The organism is Streptomyces sp. Tu 2975 (genome assembly GCF_009832925.1).
In the GTDB taxonomy this organism is placed as follows: Bacteria; Actinomycetota; Actinomycetes; order Streptomycetales; family Streptomycetaceae; genus Streptomyces.
Map to the genome: position 1 here is coordinate 3,163,508 of NZ_CP047140.1, position 18,003 is coordinate 3,181,510.

Genomic DNA, 18,003 nt, shown 5'->3' on the forward strand with positions numbered 1-18,003 from the left:
CGTTCACGCGTGGCGGGTCGTTCGTGACCCCCACTGGTCAGGGCGGATGTCGGGGCGCCCCGCCACGCGGCCTATGGGGGTGGCTCAGCCGAGGCGGGCCACCAGTGCGCGGTACTCGTCCCACAGCTCCTTGGGCGTGTGGTCGCCGAAGGTGTTGAGGTGCTCGGGAACGAGAGCGGCCTCCTCGCGCCAGACCTCGGTGTCGACCTTGAGCAGGAAGTCGAGGTCCTCCTCCGGCATCTCCAGGCCCTCGGTGTCGAGCGCGTCGCGCGTCGGCAGGATGCCGATCGGCGTCTCGACACCCTCGGCCTTGCCCTCGAGGCGCTCCACGATCCACTTCAGCACGCGGCTGTTCTCGCCGAAGCCGGGCCAGACGAACTTGCCGGCGTCGTTCTTGCGGAACCAGTTCACGTAGTAGATCTTCGGCAGCTTGGACGCGTCCGCGTCGGCGCCGACCTTGAGCCAGTGGGCCATGTAGTCGCCCATGTTGTAGCCGCAGAACGGCAGCATGGCGAACGGGTCGCGGCGCAGCTCGCCGACCTTGCCCTCGGCGGCGGCGGTCTTCTCGGAGGCGACGTTCGCGCCGAGGAAGACGCCGTGCTGCCAGTTGAAGGACTCGGTCACCAGCGGGACGGCGGAGGCGCGGCGGCCGCCGAAGAGGATCGCCGAGATCGGCACACCCTTCGGGTCCTCCCACTCCGGCGCGGCGATCGGGCACTGTGAGGCCGGGACGGTGAAGCGGGCGTTGGGGTGGGCGGCCGGGGTCGCGGACCCGGGCGTCCAGTCGTTGCCCTTCCAGTCCGTGAGGTGGGCCGGCGGCTCCTCGGTCATGCCCTCCCACCACACGTCGCCGTCGTCGGTGAGCGCGACGTTGGTGAAGACGGCGTTGCCCCAGAGCGTCTTCATGGCGTTGGCGTTGGTGTGCTCACCGGTGCCGGGCGCGACGCCGAAGAAGCCGGCCTCGGGGTTGATCGCGTAGAGGCGGCCGTCCTCGCCGAAGCGCATCCAGGCGATGTCGTCGCCGATGGTCTCGACCGTCCAGCCGGAGATCGTGGGCTCCAGCATGGCGAGGTTGGTCTTGCCGCAGGCGGACGGGAACGCGGCGGCCACGTACTTGGACTCGCCCTGCGGCGGGGTGAGCTTGAGGATCAGCATGTGCTCGGCGAGCCAGCCCTCGTCGCGGGCCATGACGGACGCGATGCGCAGCGCGTAGCACTTCTTTCCGAGCAGGGCGTTGCCGCCGTAGCCGGAGCCGTAGGACCAGATCTCCCGGGTCTCGGGGAAGTGCGAGATGTACTTGGTGGAGTTGCACGGCCACGGGACGTCGGCCTCACCCTCCGCCAGGGGTGCGCCGAGCGTGTGGACGGCCTTGACGAAGAAGCCGTCCTCGCCCAGCTCGTCGAGGACGGCCTGCCCCATGCGGGTCATGGTGCGCATGGAGACGGCGACGTACGCGGAGTCGGTGATCTCGACGCCGATCGCGGAGAGCGGCGAGCCGAGCGGGCCCATGCAGAAGGGCACGACGTACATCGTGCGGCCCTTCATCGAGCCGCGGAAGATCCCCTTCTCACCGGCGAAGATCTCCTTCATCTCCGCCGGCGCCTTCCAGTGGTTCGTCGGGCCCGCGTCCTCCTCCTTCTCGGAGCAGATGAAGGTGCGGTCCTCGACGCGGGCGACGTCGGAGGGGTCGGATGCTGCGTAGTAGGAGTTGGGGCGCTTGATCGGGTCCAGTTTCTTGAACGTGCCCTTGGCCACCAGCTCCTCGGCCAGCCGCTCGTACTCGGCCTCCGAGCCGTCGCACCAGACGATGTTGTCCGGCTGCGTGACAGCTGCGATCTCGTCGACCCAGGAAATGAGCTCCTGGTGATGGGTGGGGACGCTGGGAGCCGCGATGTCGCGCGCCACGATCGCTCCTAAGTGAGGGTTTGTTTGGTTTGTGCCCCGTGGGGGCCGCGACCCGGATGCTTCGTACCTACTTTTGGCTGGCGCTCATCCGGTGCCGACCGCACTCATCTGATCATCGATGCCGAATGCCCATATGTCCAGAGGCCCTCTCACGTGAGCATCGCCACTCGTCACTGTTACCTACGGTTGCGTAGGTAGCATTCGGGCATGACTGCAGCCGTGCCTGAAGTGACCGAGATCGACCCGCCCCCGGTGAAGCCGAGGCTGCGCGGATGGCTGCACGCAGGAATGTTCCCCGCCGTGGTGATCGCCGGAATCGTCCTCACCGCACTCGCGGACTCGACCAAGGCCAAGATCGCCTGTGGCATCTACGTGGTGACCGCGTGTCTGCTCTTCGGCGTCAGCGCGCTCTACCACCGCGGCAACTGGGGCCCGCGCGCCACGGCCGTACTGCGCCGGCTGGACCACGCCAACATCTTCCTGATCATCGCGGGCACCTACACGCCGCTCACGCTGCTCCTGCTCCCCGCGTCCACCGGGCGGGTGCTGCTGTGGGCGGTCTGGGCGGCCGCGGTGGCCGGGATCGCCTTCCGGGTGTTCTGGGTGGGCGCCCCGCGCTGGCTGTACACGCCCTGCTACATAGCGATGGGGTGGGCCGCGGTGTTCTTCCTGCCCGACTTCCTGCGCGAGGGCGGCATCGCCGTGCTCGTGCTGGTGGTCGTCGGCGGGCTGCTCTACAGCGCGGGCGGCGTGATCTACGGACTCAAGCGGCCCAACCCGTCGCCGCGCTGGTTCGGCTTCCACGAGGTGTTCCACTCCCTCACACTCGCGGCGTTCATCGTCCACTACGTGGGGATCTCCATGGTGGCGTACCGGCAGTCCTGAGCCGGGCAGTCCGCTCCGACCACAATCACATATTGACGCTTACCTCCTTTTGAGAGTTACTGTCACTTGACACTCACTCTCCGAAGGAGGTGCGCCATGTCCGCACCCGACCCCCGGCGCTGGTGGGCACTGGCGGCCATGGTCGCGAGCCTGCTCGTCCTGGGCTTCGACATGACCATCCTGAACGTGACCCTGCCCGCCATGGCGGAACAGCTCGGCGCCACCACGGGAGAGCTGCAGTGGACGGCGGACGGCTACGTCGTGGTCTTCGCCGCCCTGATGCTCCCCGCCGGGCTCGTCGGCGACCGGTTCGGCCGCCGGCGGATGCTGGTGACGGGCCTGGGCGTCTTCCTGGCCGGCTCACTCCTCGGCGCGCTCGCCGGCGACGTCACCACGGTCATCGCCGCGCGCGCGGCCATGGGCGTCGGCGCCGCCTTCGTGATGCCGCTCAGCATGGCCGTCGTGCCGTCGCTGTTCGCCGGCCAGGAGCGGGCCAAGGCCGTCGGCATCGTCACTGCCGCCTCCGCGCTCGGGCTGCCGCTCGGGCCGGTCGTAGGCGGCTGGCTGCTCGACCACTTCTGGTGGGGCTCCGTCTTCGTCGTCAACATCCCGATGGTCGCGATCGGGATCACCGCCTGCCTGTTCCTGCTGCCGGAGACCCGCGACCCCGCGGCACCCCGGGTCGGGATCCTGTCCACGGCGCTGACCGCCACCGGTCTCGGCGCACTCATCTACGGGATCATCGAGGCGCCCGTCCGCGGCTGGACGGACCCGGTGGTCCTCGGCGCCCTCGCCGCCGCCGCGGTGCTGATCGTGGCGCTCGTCGTGCGGGAGAAGCGCGCCGCGCGGCCCATGCTCGACATGGCGCTCCTCGCCGACCGCTCGTTCCTGCTCAACACCCTGACCGTGACCCTGGCGATGTTCGTGCTCGCGGGGCTGATGTTCGTGCTCCCGCCGTATCTGCAGGCCGTCCTCGGGAACGACGCCTTCGGCACCGGCGTGCGGATGCTGCCGTTGATGGGCGGGCTGATCGTCGCCGCGAAGGGCAGTGCCCCGCTGGCCGAGCGGTTCGGCGCCCGCGCCGTGATCTCCGCCGGGCTCGTCGTCCTCGCCTTCGCGGGCTTCCTCGGCAGCCGCGTCACCCTCGAGAGCGGCTACGGCTTCACCGCGCTGTGGCTGTCGGTCGCCGGGCTCGGCTTCGGCTTCTCGATGGTGCCCGCGATGACGGCCGCCATCGACGCTCTGCCGCCGGACCGCGCGGGCTCCGGCTCCGGACTGCTGACGACCGTACGCCAGGTCGGCAGCGCCATCGGGATCGCGCTCATCGGTTCGCTGCTGGCGGCCGTCTACGAAAGCCGGCTGCCGGCCGGCGCGCCCGACGCGGCCGGTGACTCCGTGGTCGCCGCGCATCTGCTGGGCGACCCGGTGCTCACCGCGGCGGCGGACGCCGCGTACGCGAGGGGGATGGGTGTGGTGCTGCTGGTCTCCGGGACCGCGGCGCTGATCACGGCGCTCCTCGCGGCGGCCCTGCTGCCGAGGCCTAGGAGCACCTCGGCCGCCGTGACCCCGGACGTGGCAGGGGCGGCGGCGGATGCCCGACAATGACGACCATGGCCGCCACCGCACCTCTCCCGTTCGAACAGCACCAGCCCCCGATGGGGCTGCGGGAGCGCAAGAAGCTCAAGACCCGTATCGCCATCCGCAAGGCCACGTACCGGCTCATCGCCGATCAGGGCTACGACGCGACCACGGTCGAGCAGATCGCGGCGGCGGCGGAGGTCTCTCCTTCCACGGTCTTCCGTTACTTCCCGACCAAGGAGGACATCGTCCTCACCGACGAGTACGACCCGGTCATGGAGGCGGTGCTGCGGACCCGTCCGGCGGACGAACCGCCGCTCGAGTCTCTGCGGATCATCCTGACCGGCGCCGTCGCCGCGATCCTCGAGAACGAACCCGAGGAGATGCAGCTGCGCACCCGGCTGATGCTCGAGGTCCCCGCCCTGCGGGCCCGGATGACCGAGACGATGGCGGACACCTCTCAGCTGCTCGCCCGCCCGATCGCCGACCGGGCGGGCCGGGAACCGGACGACCTGGAGGTACGGGTCTTCACCGCCGCCGTCATGGCCGCGCTGCGCGAGGCCCTGATCCTCTGGGGCGAACGCGGCCAGCAGGACGACCTGGTCGCACTCGTGGACCGCACGCTGGACATGCTCGAGGGCGGCCTGCGGCTCTGACCGCCGGGCAGCGGCGGGAAGTTGCGCCTCTCGGGCTGCCGTACCGGGCGGCGATCCGCTGCCCGATCATGTCTGCATGTCGAACACCTCACGGCGTGGACTTCTCGCCGTCTTCGCCGCCTCCGCCGCTGCCGTCCCGCTCGGCGCTCTGACCGCCGCCCCGGCCCGCGCCGCGGGGCCGGCCCGGGCCGCCGCGCCGCTCGCGGCCCCGGCCGGCCTCGGCACCGCCCGATCGTCCGTGACCCAGGCCCCGCTGGACGCCTCGTACTTCACCCGGCTGACGCTGCACACTCCGCTCACCGCCACCGTGCTGCCGGGAACCCCGGCGCGTACCGAGGTCACCTCCGGCGGCGAACGCGTCGCGCTGCTGACCCATGGCGCGCGGACCGTCGTACTGCCCGGCCCGGAACGGACGTTCACCGAGAACAAGAAGCCGTACGCGGACGACTTCGGGCGCACCCTGCCGGACCCGTCGCTGCCGGCGGCGGAGCGCCGCTACTGGGGAAGCACGCCCGGCGGCGGCAGCTGGTCCACGCTCGGGCCGTACGAGAGCGACTACTCGGTCGCGCCCGGCGCCGGCGTCATCACCCTCACCACCGACCACGCGAGCCGCCACGCCAGCGTGCGCGACGACGGCATCACCGATGTCGACGTGCGTTCCGTGGCCCGGTTCGACAAGGTGCCGACCGGTCAGGCCTGCTCGTACGCGTTGTCCTTCGGCTATCAGAGCACCCACGACAACTACCGGGCCCGGTTGTCGTTCCTCACCTCGGGTGCGGTCGAACTGCGCGTCGAGAAGGAGGTCGCCGACAACGTCACCCAGCTGGCCGCCGCCCTCACGCTCGCCACCGGTGTACCCGCCGGGACCGACTGGACGATCCGGGTTCGCCGTGAAGGCAGCCGCATCAGGGCCAAGGCATGGCGATCGGATCTCGCGGAGCCGTCCGCCTGGGCCGTCGACGTCAGCGACTCCACGTTCGGCGCCGGGCGGGTAGGTCTGCGGGCTCTGGCCAACAGCGGCTGCACCAATCTGCCCGTCAGGCTGACCGTCAGCCGGTTCCAGGTCGACGCCGCCACGTGGGAGGCGCCGCCCAGCGTCACGCACCGGGACTGGGTGCGGGTGTTGCCGCAGCCGTTCGACGGCACCTGGACACCGGAGCTCGAGCAGACCGTACGCGGCTGGGCCGGTTCCACCGCTCCGGACGTCCTCGCCTACGCGGCCATGTTCCTGGCCGGCGCCCCGGCCGTCACCAGCGGGGCGGGACCGACCAAGGACAAGCAGGTGCTGGGCGAGGCCGGGTACGGCTACCTGGACCCGCGGGGCGACCGCTACGAAGGCGCCGACTTCCACGAGTATATGAACCTCGGCTGGACCTTCTCCGACGGCACCTGGACGGGGCCGTCCGGCAAGCAGGTCGGCAACCTCGACTGCTCGGGCTACACGCGCATGGTCTACGGCTACCACCTGGGCATACCGCTGGCCGCGGGCGAGGACACGTCGGGCACCCGGCTCCCGCGCAGGTCCCGGGACATGGCCGACCACGCGCCCGGCGTCCGCATCGACCGGACCGACGGCACCCGGCCGCCCACCGCGACGCAGTTGCAACCCGGTGACCTGGTCCTGTTCAACGCCGACTCCGGCGACGACGCCGTGACGGCCACGGTCGACCACGTGGGCATCTACCTGGGCGCGGACCAGGCCGGCCGGCGCCGTTTCCTGTCCAGCCGCAAGACGGTCGACGGGCCGACGATGTCCGATCTGGGCGGCGCGTCGCTGCTCGACGGCACGGGCACGTACGCCAGGACACTGCACACCGTGCACCGCATCTGACGCCGCGTCGGCGCCCTCACCGGCCCCGGGGCGGCGCCGGCCCGATCGCAGGCCGACCGAGGGTGCTCGGGCAACGGCACCGGGCGGCACGGTCGGCCTCCAGGCGCTCGGCACCGGTGACGGCACCTGAGTGGTCAGGGCCCTGCCCGCCGATCGGCGGGCAGGGCCCTGACGCGCGTGGCTCACCGGCGGCCGTTCACCGCCTCCGCACGTCCCGCTTCCCGCACGCCACACCGTCCCTGTCGGGGTCGAGCCGCAGGGGGTCGTCCGCGCCGTTGACCTTCAGGCGGCCGTAGTCGTGAGCGGCCAGCCAGGCGCAGCGGGCGGCCGTCGTGCGGGCCACCGTCTTCGGGAAGGTGGTCGGGACGCAGACGCCCGCGTTGCCGTAGTGCCGGTCGCAGCCCGCGACCTGCGGGTCCACCGCCACCGAACTCCGTTTCTTCAGCGGCTTCTTCGGCGCCCGCGACAGATCGTCCGCGAAGTCGTGGACATGGGCGGAGGGGTGGTCGGCCGCCGCCCGCGCCATGGCGGGCGGGCCGCCGAGGTGCACCCACCGGGCCACCGACGGCACGCCGTTCGCGTCGACGGCGAAGAGCATGTACCAGCCGGGCGGCGCCAGGTTCGGGTTGCTGGTGACGTTCAGGTCGACGTTGTTGCCGTCGACCGTCATCGGCAGGTCCACGAACCGCTGGTTCGGGTCGGACGAGTGCGTCACCGCCGCCGGGCGGATCAGCTCCGCCTTCGCGATCGGCCGGTCGACGGTGATCCGCTGCGTGTCGCCGTACGTCCACTGCCCGTCGATCACCGAAGTGATCTGCGGCCGCGCCCCCTTGAGCAGGTACGGCGGCGTGTAGATCGACACGTTGTGGTTGTAGGTGCCGTTGCCGGGGTTGTCGCCGACCGACATGACGCGGCCGTCGGGCAGCAGGAAGGAGGAGGAGTGGTAGCCGCGCGGGATCGGGTCGGCCGCGAGCCCCGCCTCGTAGGTGTTGGTCACCGGGTCGAAGAACGACGCCTCGTACACCGGGTCGGCCCGGTCGTGCAGGGCACCGCCGGTCTCGAAGACCTTGCCGTCGGGCAGCAGCACCGCGGAGACGTACATCTTGCCCTCCGCGCCCGTCTGCGGGCGCCGGCCGAGGCCCTGGTCGACCTCGCCCTGCGGCAGCAGCGGGCCGTGCACGTACGCGGGGTTCGGCTCCTTGAGGTCGATGATGTCGGTGAAGCGGTTGGCGACCGGGTTGGTCTCGTTGTTGCCGCCGCCGATCGTCAGTACCCGCTGGTCCTGCGCGGGCGGCAGCAGCACGCTCGCCGACTCGTCGCGTTCGTCCTTGGCCCGGAGGCCGGGGACGTCGGTGATGGTGTTGGCCTCGTAGTCGTAGATCGAGGCGCCGGTGCCGGGGGTGCCGTTGCCGAAGGTGTGGCTGCCGGAGTAGAAGAGGCGGCCGTCCTGCATGAGGATCATCGACGGGTACAGGCCCCAGTACGACCAGGTCTGGTTGACCTCGTTCATCGGGAGCCACTTGTTCTGGGCGGCGGAGAACTTCTCCGCGGTCACATTGCCGGTCGAGTCCTCCTTCAGACCGCCGAAGGAGATGACGTCACCGTTGCCGAGGATGGTCGCCGACGGGTACCAGTGGCCGCCGTTCATGTCGTTCGTGCGGGTGTAGGTCTCGGTCGCCGGGTCGAAGACGAACGAGTCCTTCAGGCCCTGGTAGCCGATCGAGCCGTCCGCGGAGGGATAGCCCTTGTTGCCGGACATGATCAGGATCTTGCCGTCCTGGAGCTGCACATGGCCCGCGCAGAACATGTCGACCGGCGTGGGAATCGTCTTGAAGGTGCCGGTCGCCGGATCGTAGACGGCCGAGGTGAAGGTGCCCGCCTCGAAGAGTGCCGGGTCGTTGCCCGAGCCGGCGATGACGAGGACCTTGCCGTTGTGCATGACCACCGAGTGCATGGAGCGCACCGGGTTCTGCACCGGGAGGACGTCCCAGCGGCCCTTGAGGCACTCCTGTGGCGTGCCCGTGCAGGTCGGTTCCGGAGCCGGGACCGACACCTCCTCCATCACGTAGTCGTCGGTGGTGACCGACCCCGTGCCGTAGACGGACACCCCCCATGCGATCCGGTCGGTGCCCGGCGGGACGGCGGGGGTGCGTACCTCGGCGCGCTGGTAACCGGCGCTCATCTCGAGGGTCTTCAGGTCCGTCCAGTACTGCCAGCCGGCCGTGGTGTCGTGCCGGAAGAGCGTGACGGACACGTCGGGCGTGCTCGATCTGTACCAGAGCGACAGGTCGTACTGCCGCTCCGGCGTCACCTGCGGCGCGCAGGCCGTCGTCTCGGTGATCAGGGCCTTGCGGTCGCCGTCGACACGGCGGGTCAGCGAGACCTTCATCGCCTTGGTGCCGGAGTGGGCGTCGGCGACCGTCTCGAACGTGAAGTCGTTGTCCCCCCAGCCGGACTTGGACCAGCAGGCGGGCATGTCACCCGTGCCCGCCGTCTCGAAGCCGGGGTTGGAGATCAGGTTGGGCGGACCGGCCTGGGCCGTCTGCGGGACGGACATCAGCAGCGCGGTGGTCATGGCGCCGACGGCGAGCAGGGCGGTCCTGCGTCTGGGTCGGCGGGGGATCCGGAGCGGTGGCGGCATGAGCGGGTTCCCTTCGTGCGGCTCTCTTCCGAGGGATGTCGGTGGGTGGTCAGGAGCTGCTGACCCGCATGTCCTGCCGGGCAGCGTGCGGGGCGCTCTTCCTGCGCGGCAGATAGACCAGCGCCTCCGTCGCGGCGAAGCGCACGACGAACGTGGTCAGCAGCGCGAGCGCCGTCGCCGGGAGCACCGCCATGTCCAGCCAGGACACGAAGAGCGCGATCAGCGGGATCCGCAGCAGCAGATCGGCGTTGGCCAGCAGCGCGAAGCGGCCGGACCGGTCCGCCCAGTGCCGGTGGCGTCTGCGGTCCCGGAACAGCAGCACCTCGATGAGCAGGAAGTTCCAGGCCACACCGAACTGGTTGGCCACGATCTCGGCCGGCAGGTAGTGCATACCGGCGCCGGTCAGCAGATGCAGTGCGAAGAGGTTCGGCACGAAGCCGGTCAGCCCGATCAGACCGAACGCGACCATCCTGGCCATCGCGGACGCGGTGCGCAGCCCGGTGAGATGACCGAGGAACCGCATGCCCTCCTTCGCCGTCGACTTCGACTCGCCGGCGAACCGGTCCTGGAAGACGAACGGCACCTCGGCGACCGTCTCCGGGCGGCAGCGCACCGCCAGTTCCAGGAGGATCTTGTAGCCGAGCGGCTTCAGCGCGTCGGCCGTCACCACACTGCGCCGGATCGCGAAGAACCCGCTCATAGGGTCGCTGATCCCGCGCAGCCGCCGCGGGAACAGCGCCTTGGTCAGCCAGGTCGCGCCGCGGGAGACGGCGATACGGTAACCGCCGGCGAGGCCCTCGCGGCTGCCGCCGCGGATGTAGCGGCTGGCGACGACCAGGTCCGCGCCCGCGCGCTCGCCCGCCGCGACGAGGTCCGGCACCAGGGCGGGGGATGCTGGAGATCGGCGTCCATGACGACGATCCAGTCGGACCCCGCTCTTCGCATGCCTTCGACGACGGCCCCGCCGAGCCCGCCGTCCGGGGTGTCCCGGTGCAGGACGTCGACGGGGAACGGGCAGTCCTGCGCGGCGCTGCGGATCACGTCCGGGGTGTCGTCGGTCGAGTCGTCGACGAACAGCACCTCGCAGGGCAGCCGGGACGGCACCGAGTCGGTGAGTCTGCGCAGCAGTTCACGGATGTTGCCGGACTCGTTGTAGGTGGGGACGACGATGGTGACGGCGCCGGGCTCGGCGACCTGGGTAGCACTCAGCTCCGGATCGCCGAGTTCCTCGGCGCCCGTACGGGGGGTGGTCACAGCTCGCCTCCAGCGATCCTGCGGATCTCGATACGGTCCTCGCCCGTGCCGAAGACGGCGACCGGCGTCGAGTGTTCGAGCGCGGACTTGACGTTGGGCAGGTCGACGGCGTCACGCCGTACGGTCGGTGACGACACGACGTAGTCGAGGTCGCGCCAGCCGCGCGGCATCGTCTTCGCCACCGCCGGGTCGAGGTCCGCCTTGTAGAACCAGATCGCCCCGGTGCCGGGCTCGAAACCGTCGTGCACGAGATCCAGCCAGAGGGCGTCGTCGACGAGCACGCGGGTGCCGGCCGGGTCGTCGACCTCGTTCTGCATCCAGGCGGCCGCGGCGCGGTAGGGGGCGTTGGCGTCGACGGTGAGCGCCGCCCGGTTGCCGTCGTACCAGCGGGGAGCGACGTACCCGACCGCCGCCACGGCCAGCAGGGTCGCCGCGGTGAGGCGTGCGGCGCGCGCCCGGGCGGGTCCCGTGGACAGACCCGGCCGGACGGGCTCCGCGCCCCTACTGCCGCGGCGCAGAACGGCGTGGGCCACGCTGGCCGCCGCGGCCGCCAGGACCAGTGCGAGGAAGGGGAGCGCCTGGATCACGTACATCGCAGGGAGATAGCCCGAGGGCCGCATGGCGACGACCGCGAGGATCGCCACCACCAGCGCCGGGCCGGCGAGTGCCCGTGCCGTGACCGACCAGCGGACCGTGACGAGCAGCAGCGCGGCACCGGTCAGTCCACCCAGCGGCAGCACGGTGTCGTAGTAGAGCCAGGAGGTGAGGACCCCGTGGGAGCCGGTGCCCTCGTCGAGGATGAAGCCGGAGCCGGGCCGGCTCATCTGGTAGGTGATGCCGTCGATCAGCGACACATGGCCGGCGCCGGGGAACAGCTCGCTGTTGAGCAGCGCGTACAGCGGATACGACAGGCCGATCAGCGCGCAGGCCGTGATCGCCCCGGTCACCGCGAACTTACGGGTGTCGCGGTGGCTGTGCCGCCACATCGTCACCAGTAGTGCGGGCAGCACGACCAGCATGGTCTCCTTCGTCAGCACGGAGACGGCGGCGGTGAGCCCCGCGGCGAAGTGGTGCCACAGATGCCGGCTGGGCGACGCGGCCAGGCAGAACGCCAGCAGCATCCACATCACGGCGATGTTGTCGAGGAAGATCTCACGCTGCAGCACGACCGACAGCGGCGAGAGACCGAAGAGGGCCATCGCCAGGCCGGCCGCCCACCGCGGCAGGAACAGCCGGCGCGCCAGCACGTACAGCAGCACCGCGCATGCCGCACTGACCGCCAGCATCGCGAACCGCATGGAGGCGACGCTCATCGTCTCGGGTGCGATCAGCGAGGGTATCCAGGTCAGGAACGCTATCTGGATCCAGCCGAGCGGCGGATGGTCGTACCAGTACGTGTAGTGGGCGAGACCCTCGCCCTGCTGGACCGCCCACGCCTGGGCGAGGTAGGTGCCCTCGTCGTCGCTGAGCGTCGGGAACTGGGTGATGTTCCAGCCCTGGACGAGCAGGATCACGCACAGCAGCGCGCCGCACAGCAGCAGGTCGGGCCGCGAACTGCGGAACCGTACGACCGGGCGGATGTGCGCGGGGGCGACGGTGGTGGCCTTCGCCTTCGCGGGTGCGGCGGATACCGGCTCTGTGGCTTCAGGGGCCGGAGGCAGTGTGGTGGTCACCGGCGGGCGTCCTCTCTGGTCCCGGACACCTCGGTGAGGTGCGCGCCGACATGGCTGGTGAGCTCCCACTCGTTACGGCCGCGCTGCTCCCGCCAGACCGCGCGCACGGCGGCGCCGGCGAGCAGGACCTGGTAGAAGGGGCCGCCGACGACGAGCTTGACGTAGTGGATCGCGCGGACGCGCAGGCCGTACTGCTTGCCGAAGTCGTGCAGTCCGACGATCTCGAAGACGAAGGTGACCATCGCCGTGATCAGCGGCAGGAAGGTCACGATGGCGACCCCCACCGGGACGTCGAGGAAGAGCGCGATCGCGACGTTGATCGGTATGACCACACCCGAGTACGCCTGAAGGAACGGCGTCATCAGGGTGTAGCGGGCCAGCATGCGCTGCCCGCGGCCGGGCAGCTGCTTCCAGTCCTTCTTCCGGTAGACCTGGAGGAAGCCCTGGTTCCAGCGGGTGCGCTGCTTGAGCAGGCTCATCAGGGTGCCCGGGGTCTCCTCCCGGGTGACCATGTCGCTGTCGTACGCGACGACGACCTTCTTGCCGACGGACGACAGCCGCACGCCCAGGTCGCAGTCCTCCGCGAGGCAGTTCGGGTCCCAGCCGCCGGCCTCGCGCAGCACCGGGGTGCGTACGAAGACGGTGTTGCCGCCGAGCGGGATGAAGCCCTTCTGCGCGTGCAGGTGGAGCCTGCTGCGGAACCAGAAGAAGTACTCCAGGCAGTTGCGCAGGCTGTACCAGCTGGAGTGGAAGTTGATCAGCTGCACCCCGCCCTGCACCACGTCGGCGCCGGTGGATGTGAAGGCGTGGTCGACGTGGGCCAGCAGCTCCGGGTGGACCTGGTCCTCGGCGTCGAACACCCCGACGATGTCGCCGCGGCAGTGCGGCAGTGCCGTGTTGAGCGCCTTCGGTTTGTTCTTGGTCTCGTGCGTGTCGGTGATGACCCGCACCCGGACCGGATCGCGGGCGGCGGCGCGTTCGGCGACAGCGGCGGTCTCCGGGTCGTCGTGGCCGACGATCACGATGATCTCGAAGTTGGAGTGGCTGGACTCCAGCAGCCGCTCGATGGTGTGCTCGAGCACCGCCTGCTCGTGGCGGGCCGGCAGCAGCAGCGAGAAGGAGAGACCGACCCCTCCGTCGGGCCGGTCGAACCGTGTCGCCGCGAGAGTCTCCGGCGTACGCCAGGCGTGCATCTGCCACCACAGCGTGAACGCCGCCATCCAGAAGAGCGCCACCGAAATGGCAGCAACGAACAGCGATATGAGCATGAATGGCCCCCCTGCCACTGCGCCGCGGCAGGACCCCCTGGCCGTCGGCACGTACTTCCCCCACGCGCGTCACTCCCCAGTACGCGCGCCCATGCATCTGCGTTCAGGACAATAGAGGCGGAGGATTTCGTTCCGGAGCCGGACGGTTAAATTCAGCTGTTCTCGTCTCAGTCGGTGAGTTTCCGGGCAAGTTCTGTTGCGTTTGTGGTCGGTGAATCGCACACGAAGCCGCGGCAGACGTACGCGGCCGAACTGCCGTTCACCAAAGGACGGTCCCGCAGCAACGGGAACTCGTCGCTGCCGGGCTCCCCCACCGCGACCGCCGCACCCGGCGCCGTACCCATCAGTGCCGTCAGATGCAGCTCCCGCGTCGCTGCGTCGCCCTGCGGGCCGACGACCGCCACCTCGCGCGGCCCGTCGCGCAGCGCCTCCGCGACGGCGAGACCCCAGCCGACGAACCGCGGGGCACGCGGCCCGAGCGCCTTCACGACGCCCAGGGCCTCCTCCGCCGCGGTGCGGTGGGCCTCCGAGCCGGTGTGCGCGGCGTAGGTCAGCAGCGCGCCGGCCGCCGCCGACCAGCCAGAGGGGGCGGCGTTGTCCGTGGGGTCCTGCGGGCGGCGGATCAGGGGCTCCGCGTCGTGGGCGGTGTCGTACAGCTGGCCGCCGTCCCCCCGGAACCTGTCGATCACCATGTCCAGCAGGAACCCGGCGAATTCCAGCCACGCCCCTTCGCCGCCGACCGCCGCCAGCGCGAGGAAGCCCTCGGCGACGTCCGCGTAGTCCTCCAGCACTCCGGCGTTGTCCCCGGCCCGCCCGTCCTTGGACGTCCGGTGCAGGCGCACACCACCGGCCTCGAAGTCCATGTGCAGCCTCACCAGCAGGTCGGCGGCCTCCGTCGCCCGCTCGACGAGGTCCGGCCGGCCGAAATACGCACCGGTCTCGGCGAGGGCGGCGACGGCGAGACCGTTCCAGGCGGCCACGATCTTGTCGTCGCGGCCGGGACGTGGACGCTCCTCGCGGGCCGCGAGCAGCCGGGCGCGCAGGTCCCCGTCCGGTTCGCCGACGGGCAGCTGAAGCACCGACGCACCCTCCTCGAAGGTGCCTTCCTCGGTCACCGCGAAGAGCTCCGCCGCCCGTGCCCCGTCCTCGTCGCCGAGCACCTCGCGCAGCTGCGCGGGCATCCACACGTAGAACGCGCCCTCGGCGTGACCGCCGTCCGACGTGTCGCTGTCCGCGTCCAGCGCGGAGGCGAACCCGCCCTCGGCGGTGCGCAGTTCACGCACCATGAAGTCGGCGGTCTCGAGCGCCACCCGCTTGGCCAGATCACTGCCGGTGGCACGCCACAGGTGGGCGTACGCCCGGCACAGCAGGGCGTTGTCGTACAGCATCTTCTCGAAGTGGGGCACGACCCACTCCCGGTCCACCGAGTAGCGCGCGAAGCCGCCGCCGAGCTGGTCGTAGATGCCGCCGCGGGCCATCGCCTCGCCGGTGTGGGCGGCCATCTCCAGTGCCCCTTCCGCACCCGTGCGGGCATGGTGCCGCAGCAGAAACTCCAGCACCATCGACGGCGGGAACTTCGGCGCGCCGCCGAAGCCGCCGTGCCGCTCGTCGTAGTCCCGGGTCAGTCCGAGCAGCGCCTGTGCCAGTTCCTCCTCGCCGGGCACCCCGTCGCCACCGACCACCAGCGATCGCGCGGCCAGGTCGGAGGCGATCCGCTGCGCGACCTCGCCGACCTCGTCACGGCGGCCGGTCCAGGCGTCGCTGACGCCCTCCAGCACCTGCCGGAAGGACGGCATGCCGTGGCGGGGCTCGGGCGGGAAGTAGGTCCCGAAGTAGAACGGCTCCCCGTCGGCCGTCATCCACACGGACATCGGCCAGCCGCCCTGCCCGGTCGCGGCCTGCACGGCCTCCATGTACACGGCGTCGACATCCGGCCGCTCCTCGCGGTCGACCTTGATGTTGACGAAGTGCTCGTTCATGTAAGCGGCGGTCTGCGCGTCCTCGAAGCTCTCGTGCGCGAGCACATGGCACCAGTGGCAGGAGCTGTATCCCACGCTCAGGAACACGGGCACGTTGCGCCGCCGTGCCTCTTCGAAGGCTGCGGGCTCCCACTGCCACCAGTCGACGGGATTGTCGGCGTGCTGGAGGAGATAGGGGGACGTGGCCTGCGCAAGTCGGTTCGCCATACCTCCATCCTTGCGCACGGCGGCCGGGGACGCGGAGCGGCACCGCGGGGGCGTGGCGGCGGCCGTCCCGGCGGGCGGCCGGGCCGGTGCCGTCCCCGCCGTCCGGGCCGGAAGGTCAGCGCTCGCCGGTACGCGCGACGCGACCCGTCGCCGCCGCGCCCGCCCCGCACGCGGAGTCCGGGCGCGGACTGCTGCTCGTGGCGGCGCCGGCGGCCCGGTGGGGTGTCACGGAGGGTCCCGTGCCCCGCAAGACGGTCTGGGCTGAATTGGGCCAACTCGCCCCGGTAGAACCGGAACAGGGGTGTCGCGTCGCGGTGGAGCGCGACCCGGTGACCTGCGAGGTCAAGGAGTAAAGAACCGGGGAAAGAACCCTCCCTACCCACCCCCGACCCCCGATGTCACCCGCGCGGGTGATTGAGGCCAACCGGGCTGGCGCATATGCCCGTTCGCGGTGCACGCTCGGCACACAACCTCACAGACGCAGCGGCCCCCGGCCGGGACGGGCATCCCGATCGAGGGCCTCACCACCCAGGAAGAACGGCACCTTCCCGATGGCTGATCCGCAGCTTAACGCGCTCCCGCGCGCCCTGTCCCTCGTTCCCACCTCCGGTGTCCGGCACATCAACGTCCGCCATCCGGAGCGCTTCACCGTGGTCGGGAACCACCTCGCGCAGCACGAGAACCTGTCCCTCACGGCCATCGGACTGGCCACCCACGTCCAGTCCCTCAAGGCCGGGACGGTCATCTCCATCCGTGCCCTCGCGCAGCGCTTCCCCGAGAGCGAGAAGCGCATCGGCGACGCCTTCAACGAGCTGGAGGCGGAGGGTTACATCGCCCGGATCCGCGTCCGGCTCCCCTCCGGCGCGCTGGTGACCGTCACCGTCTCGTACAACAACCCGCCGGCGATGCGGGACCGAGTGCCGGCCGACGACGCGCCCGGCCGACCGGAGCCGGAGCCGCCCCCGGCAGCGGCCCCGGAGCCGGCGCCGGCTGCCGCCCGGGCATCTGCCCCACCTGCGCCCTTGCCGACGCCGCCGGTGCCCGAACCGGTGAGCCCGGCGGCCCACCGCCTGCTCGCAGGGCTGATCCCCGCCTGCTGCTCTCCGTACCGGAAATCCACCGCCTCGCGTCGGCGGTGGACAGCTGGCTGGATCGCGGCATCGACCCCCGGGCCGTCCACCGCACGCTCACCGCCGCTCTTCCGGACGGGCCGATCGTCCGCCCGGCGGGCCTGCTCGCCCACCGCCTCACGACCCTCCTCCCACCACCGCTCCCGGCGGCGGCACCGGCCGCGCCCCGCCCCGACCCTCTCCAGAACTGCGACGACTGCGACCGCGCCTTCCGCGCGCCCGGACCCGGCCGTTGCCGCGCCTGCGAGCCCGCGCCCCACACGATCGGTGCGGCGGCGTGAAGGGGCCACCCGTGTCGCCCCTGCCCGCCCGCGCCGTGCGGGCTGCGGAACGGCATCGCGGGACTACCCTGAGCCGGGTACGGCCTCACCCCGTCGAGCCGGATCAGGGAGGTCCTTCCATGGGCGCGGAGATGATCGCCCCCGGGTGGATGCATGACCAGGTGACCGCCGACCAGTACGACTCCTGGAGCGAGGAGCAGTGCTCGGGCATCGAGATCGTGGACGGGATGATCGTCGTGAGCCCCAGCGCGTCCAAACGCCACAATCGGTTGGCGCGAATCCTTGCGAACGCCCTCGACGCGGCGGCCGGCCCCGAGTGGAACGCCGACACCGACTTCGACGTACGCCTCCAGGACGTGCCGCTCTCGAACCGCAGATCCGACGTGACCGTCTACCGGGCGGACGCCATCGACATCACGCCCACCCGGCCGGAACACGTGCTGCTGGTCGTCGAAGTCGTGTCGCCGGGTTCGGAGACGACGGACCGTGTCGTGAAGACCGACCAGTACGCCAGGGCCGGCATTCCGTTCTACTGGCGTGTGGAGCAGGCGGCGACGGGCGTCCCTCTCGTCTACACGTACGTCCTGGATCCGGCAGCCCGCGTCTACCGGGACGGGGACGTGTTCACCGGCGTGGTGAAGGCCGTGGCGCCCTTCGCCGTCGAGGTCGACCTCGACGCGCTCTGAGCCCGCCGGCGGAGCCGCCTGACTCGCGC

The 18,003-nt window shown here is 70.9% G+C and carries 10 protein-coding genes and 3 pseudogenes; 7 read left to right on the top strand and 6 right to left on the bottom strand.

Features of this window, described 5'->3' with window-relative positions; all coding sequences use genetic code 11:
• Positions 1-84: 84 nt before the first annotated feature.
• Complete coding sequence (locus GLX30_RS13745; protein WP_159688023.1) at positions 85-1,905, bottom strand: phosphoenolpyruvate carboxykinase (GTP); 1,821 nt, start codon at positions 1,903-1,905, stop codon at positions 85-87.
• Between the two features lie 207 nt (positions 1,906-2,112).
• Between GLX30_RS13745 and GLX30_RS13750 the strand changes: the two genes are divergently transcribed.
• From GLX30_RS13750 to GLX30_RS13765, 4 genes are all read left to right on the top strand, one after another.
• Positions 2,113-2,790 carry a hemolysin III family protein gene (locus tag GLX30_RS13750; RefSeq protein ID WP_159688026.1) on the top strand — a complete coding sequence of 226 codons (678 nt, stop codon included), beginning with the start codon at positions 2,113-2,115 and terminating at the stop codon, positions 2,788-2,790.
• A 96-nt stretch (positions 2,791-2,886) separates the two neighbouring features.
• A complete protein-coding gene (locus GLX30_RS13755) occupies positions 2,887-4,395 on the top strand; it encodes an MFS transporter (RefSeq protein WP_159688029.1) in 1,509 nt (502 codons plus the stop codon).
• Entirely contained in the window at positions 4,392-5,024 is a 633-nt protein-coding gene (locus GLX30_RS13760) for a TetR family transcriptional regulator (protein ID WP_159688032.1), read from the top strand. The genes GLX30_RS13755 and GLX30_RS13760 overlap by 4 nt, the downstream gene beginning before the upstream one ends.
• 76 nt (positions 5,025-5,100) lie before the next feature.
• Positions 5,101-6,855 carry an NlpC/P60 family protein gene (locus GLX30_RS13765; RefSeq protein ID WP_159688034.1) on the top strand — a complete coding sequence of 585 codons (1,755 nt, stop codon included), beginning with the start codon at positions 5,101-5,103 and terminating at the stop codon, positions 6,853-6,855.
• Positions 6,856-7,051: 196 nt separating this feature from the next.
• Here GLX30_RS13765 and GLX30_RS13770 read toward each other — a convergent pair whose 3' ends face one another.
• From GLX30_RS13770 to GLX30_RS13790, 5 genes and pseudogenes are all read right to left on the bottom strand, one after another.
• A complete protein-coding gene (locus GLX30_RS13770) occupies positions 7,052-9,430 on the bottom strand; it encodes a galactose oxidase-like domain-containing protein (protein ID WP_159695024.1) in 2,379 nt (792 codons plus the stop codon).
• Between the two features lie 115 nt (positions 9,431-9,545).
• A pseudogene (locus tag GLX30_RS13775) lies at positions 9,546-10,750 on the bottom strand (glycosyltransferase family 2 protein).
• Positions 10,747-12,330 (bottom strand): phospholipid carrier-dependent glycosyltransferase, encoded by a 1,584-nt coding sequence (locus tag GLX30_RS13780; protein ID WP_244258450.1) that lies wholly within the window; start codon positions 12,328-12,330, stop codon positions 10,747-10,749. Before GLX30_RS13780 ends, GLX30_RS13775 begins: the two are co-directional and overlap by 4 nt.
• A gap of 89 nt (positions 12,331-12,419) precedes the next feature.
• Complete coding sequence (locus GLX30_RS13785; RefSeq protein ID WP_159688039.1) at positions 12,420-13,691, bottom strand: glycosyltransferase; 1,272 nt, start codon at positions 13,689-13,691, stop codon at positions 12,420-12,422.
• Between the two features lie 167 nt (positions 13,692-13,858).
• Positions 13,859-15,877, bottom strand: a complete 2,019-nt coding sequence (locus tag GLX30_RS13790) for a thioredoxin domain-containing protein (protein ID WP_159688041.1) — start codon at positions 15,875-15,877, stop codon at positions 13,859-13,861.
• A gap of 158 nt (positions 15,878-16,035) precedes the next feature.
• Here GLX30_RS13790 and GLX30_RS35215 point away from each other — a divergent pair.
• The 3 genes and pseudogenes from GLX30_RS35215 to GLX30_RS13805 all read left to right on the top strand — a co-directional run.
• A pseudogene (locus GLX30_RS35215) lies at positions 16,036-16,230 on the top strand (ATP-binding protein); the annotation flags it as partial.
• Positions 16,231-16,428: 198 nt separating this feature from the next.
• Positions 16,429-17,288, top strand: a pseudogene (locus GLX30_RS13800) (helix-turn-helix domain-containing protein).
• A gap of 119 nt (positions 17,289-17,407) precedes the next feature.
• Positions 17,408-17,974, top strand: coding sequence for a Uma2 family endonuclease (locus GLX30_RS13805; protein WP_159688044.1), 567 nt, complete (start codon positions 17,408-17,410; stop codon positions 17,972-17,974).
• Positions 17,975-18,003: the final 29 nt, after the last annotated feature.

What these genes read in the sequence shown, in the direction of transcription:
- GLX30_RS13750 (WP_159688026.1), top strand. Translation starts at nt 2,113, where the DNA reads ATGACTGCAGCCGTGCCTGAAGTGACCGAGATCGACCCGCCCCCGGTG.
- GLX30_RS13755 (WP_159688029.1), top strand. Translation starts at nt 2,887, where the DNA reads ATGTCCGCACCCGACCCCCGGCGCTGGTGGGCACTGGCGGCCATGGTC.
- GLX30_RS13760 (WP_159688032.1), top strand. Translation starts at nt 4,392, where the DNA reads ATGACGACCATGGCCGCCACCGCACCTCTCCCGTTCGAACAGCACCAG.
- GLX30_RS13765 (WP_159688034.1), top strand. Translation starts at nt 5,101, where the DNA reads ATGTCGAACACCTCACGGCGTGGACTTCTCGCCGTCTTCGCCGCCTCC.
- GLX30_RS13770 (WP_159695024.1), bottom strand. Translation starts at nt 9,430, where the DNA reads ATGACCACCGCGCTGCTGATGTCCGTCCCGCAGACGGCCCAGGCCGGT.
- GLX30_RS13785 (WP_159688039.1), bottom strand. Translation starts at nt 13,691, where the DNA reads ATGCTCATATCGCTGTTCGTTGCTGCCATTTCGGTGGCGCTCTTCTGG.
- GLX30_RS13790 (WP_159688041.1), bottom strand. Translation starts at nt 15,877, where the DNA reads ATGGCGAACCGACTTGCGCAGGCCACGTCCCCCTATCTCCTCCAGCAC.
- GLX30_RS13805 (WP_159688044.1), top strand. Translation starts at nt 17,408, where the DNA reads ATGGGCGCGGAGATGATCGCCCCCGGGTGGATGCATGACCAGGTGACC.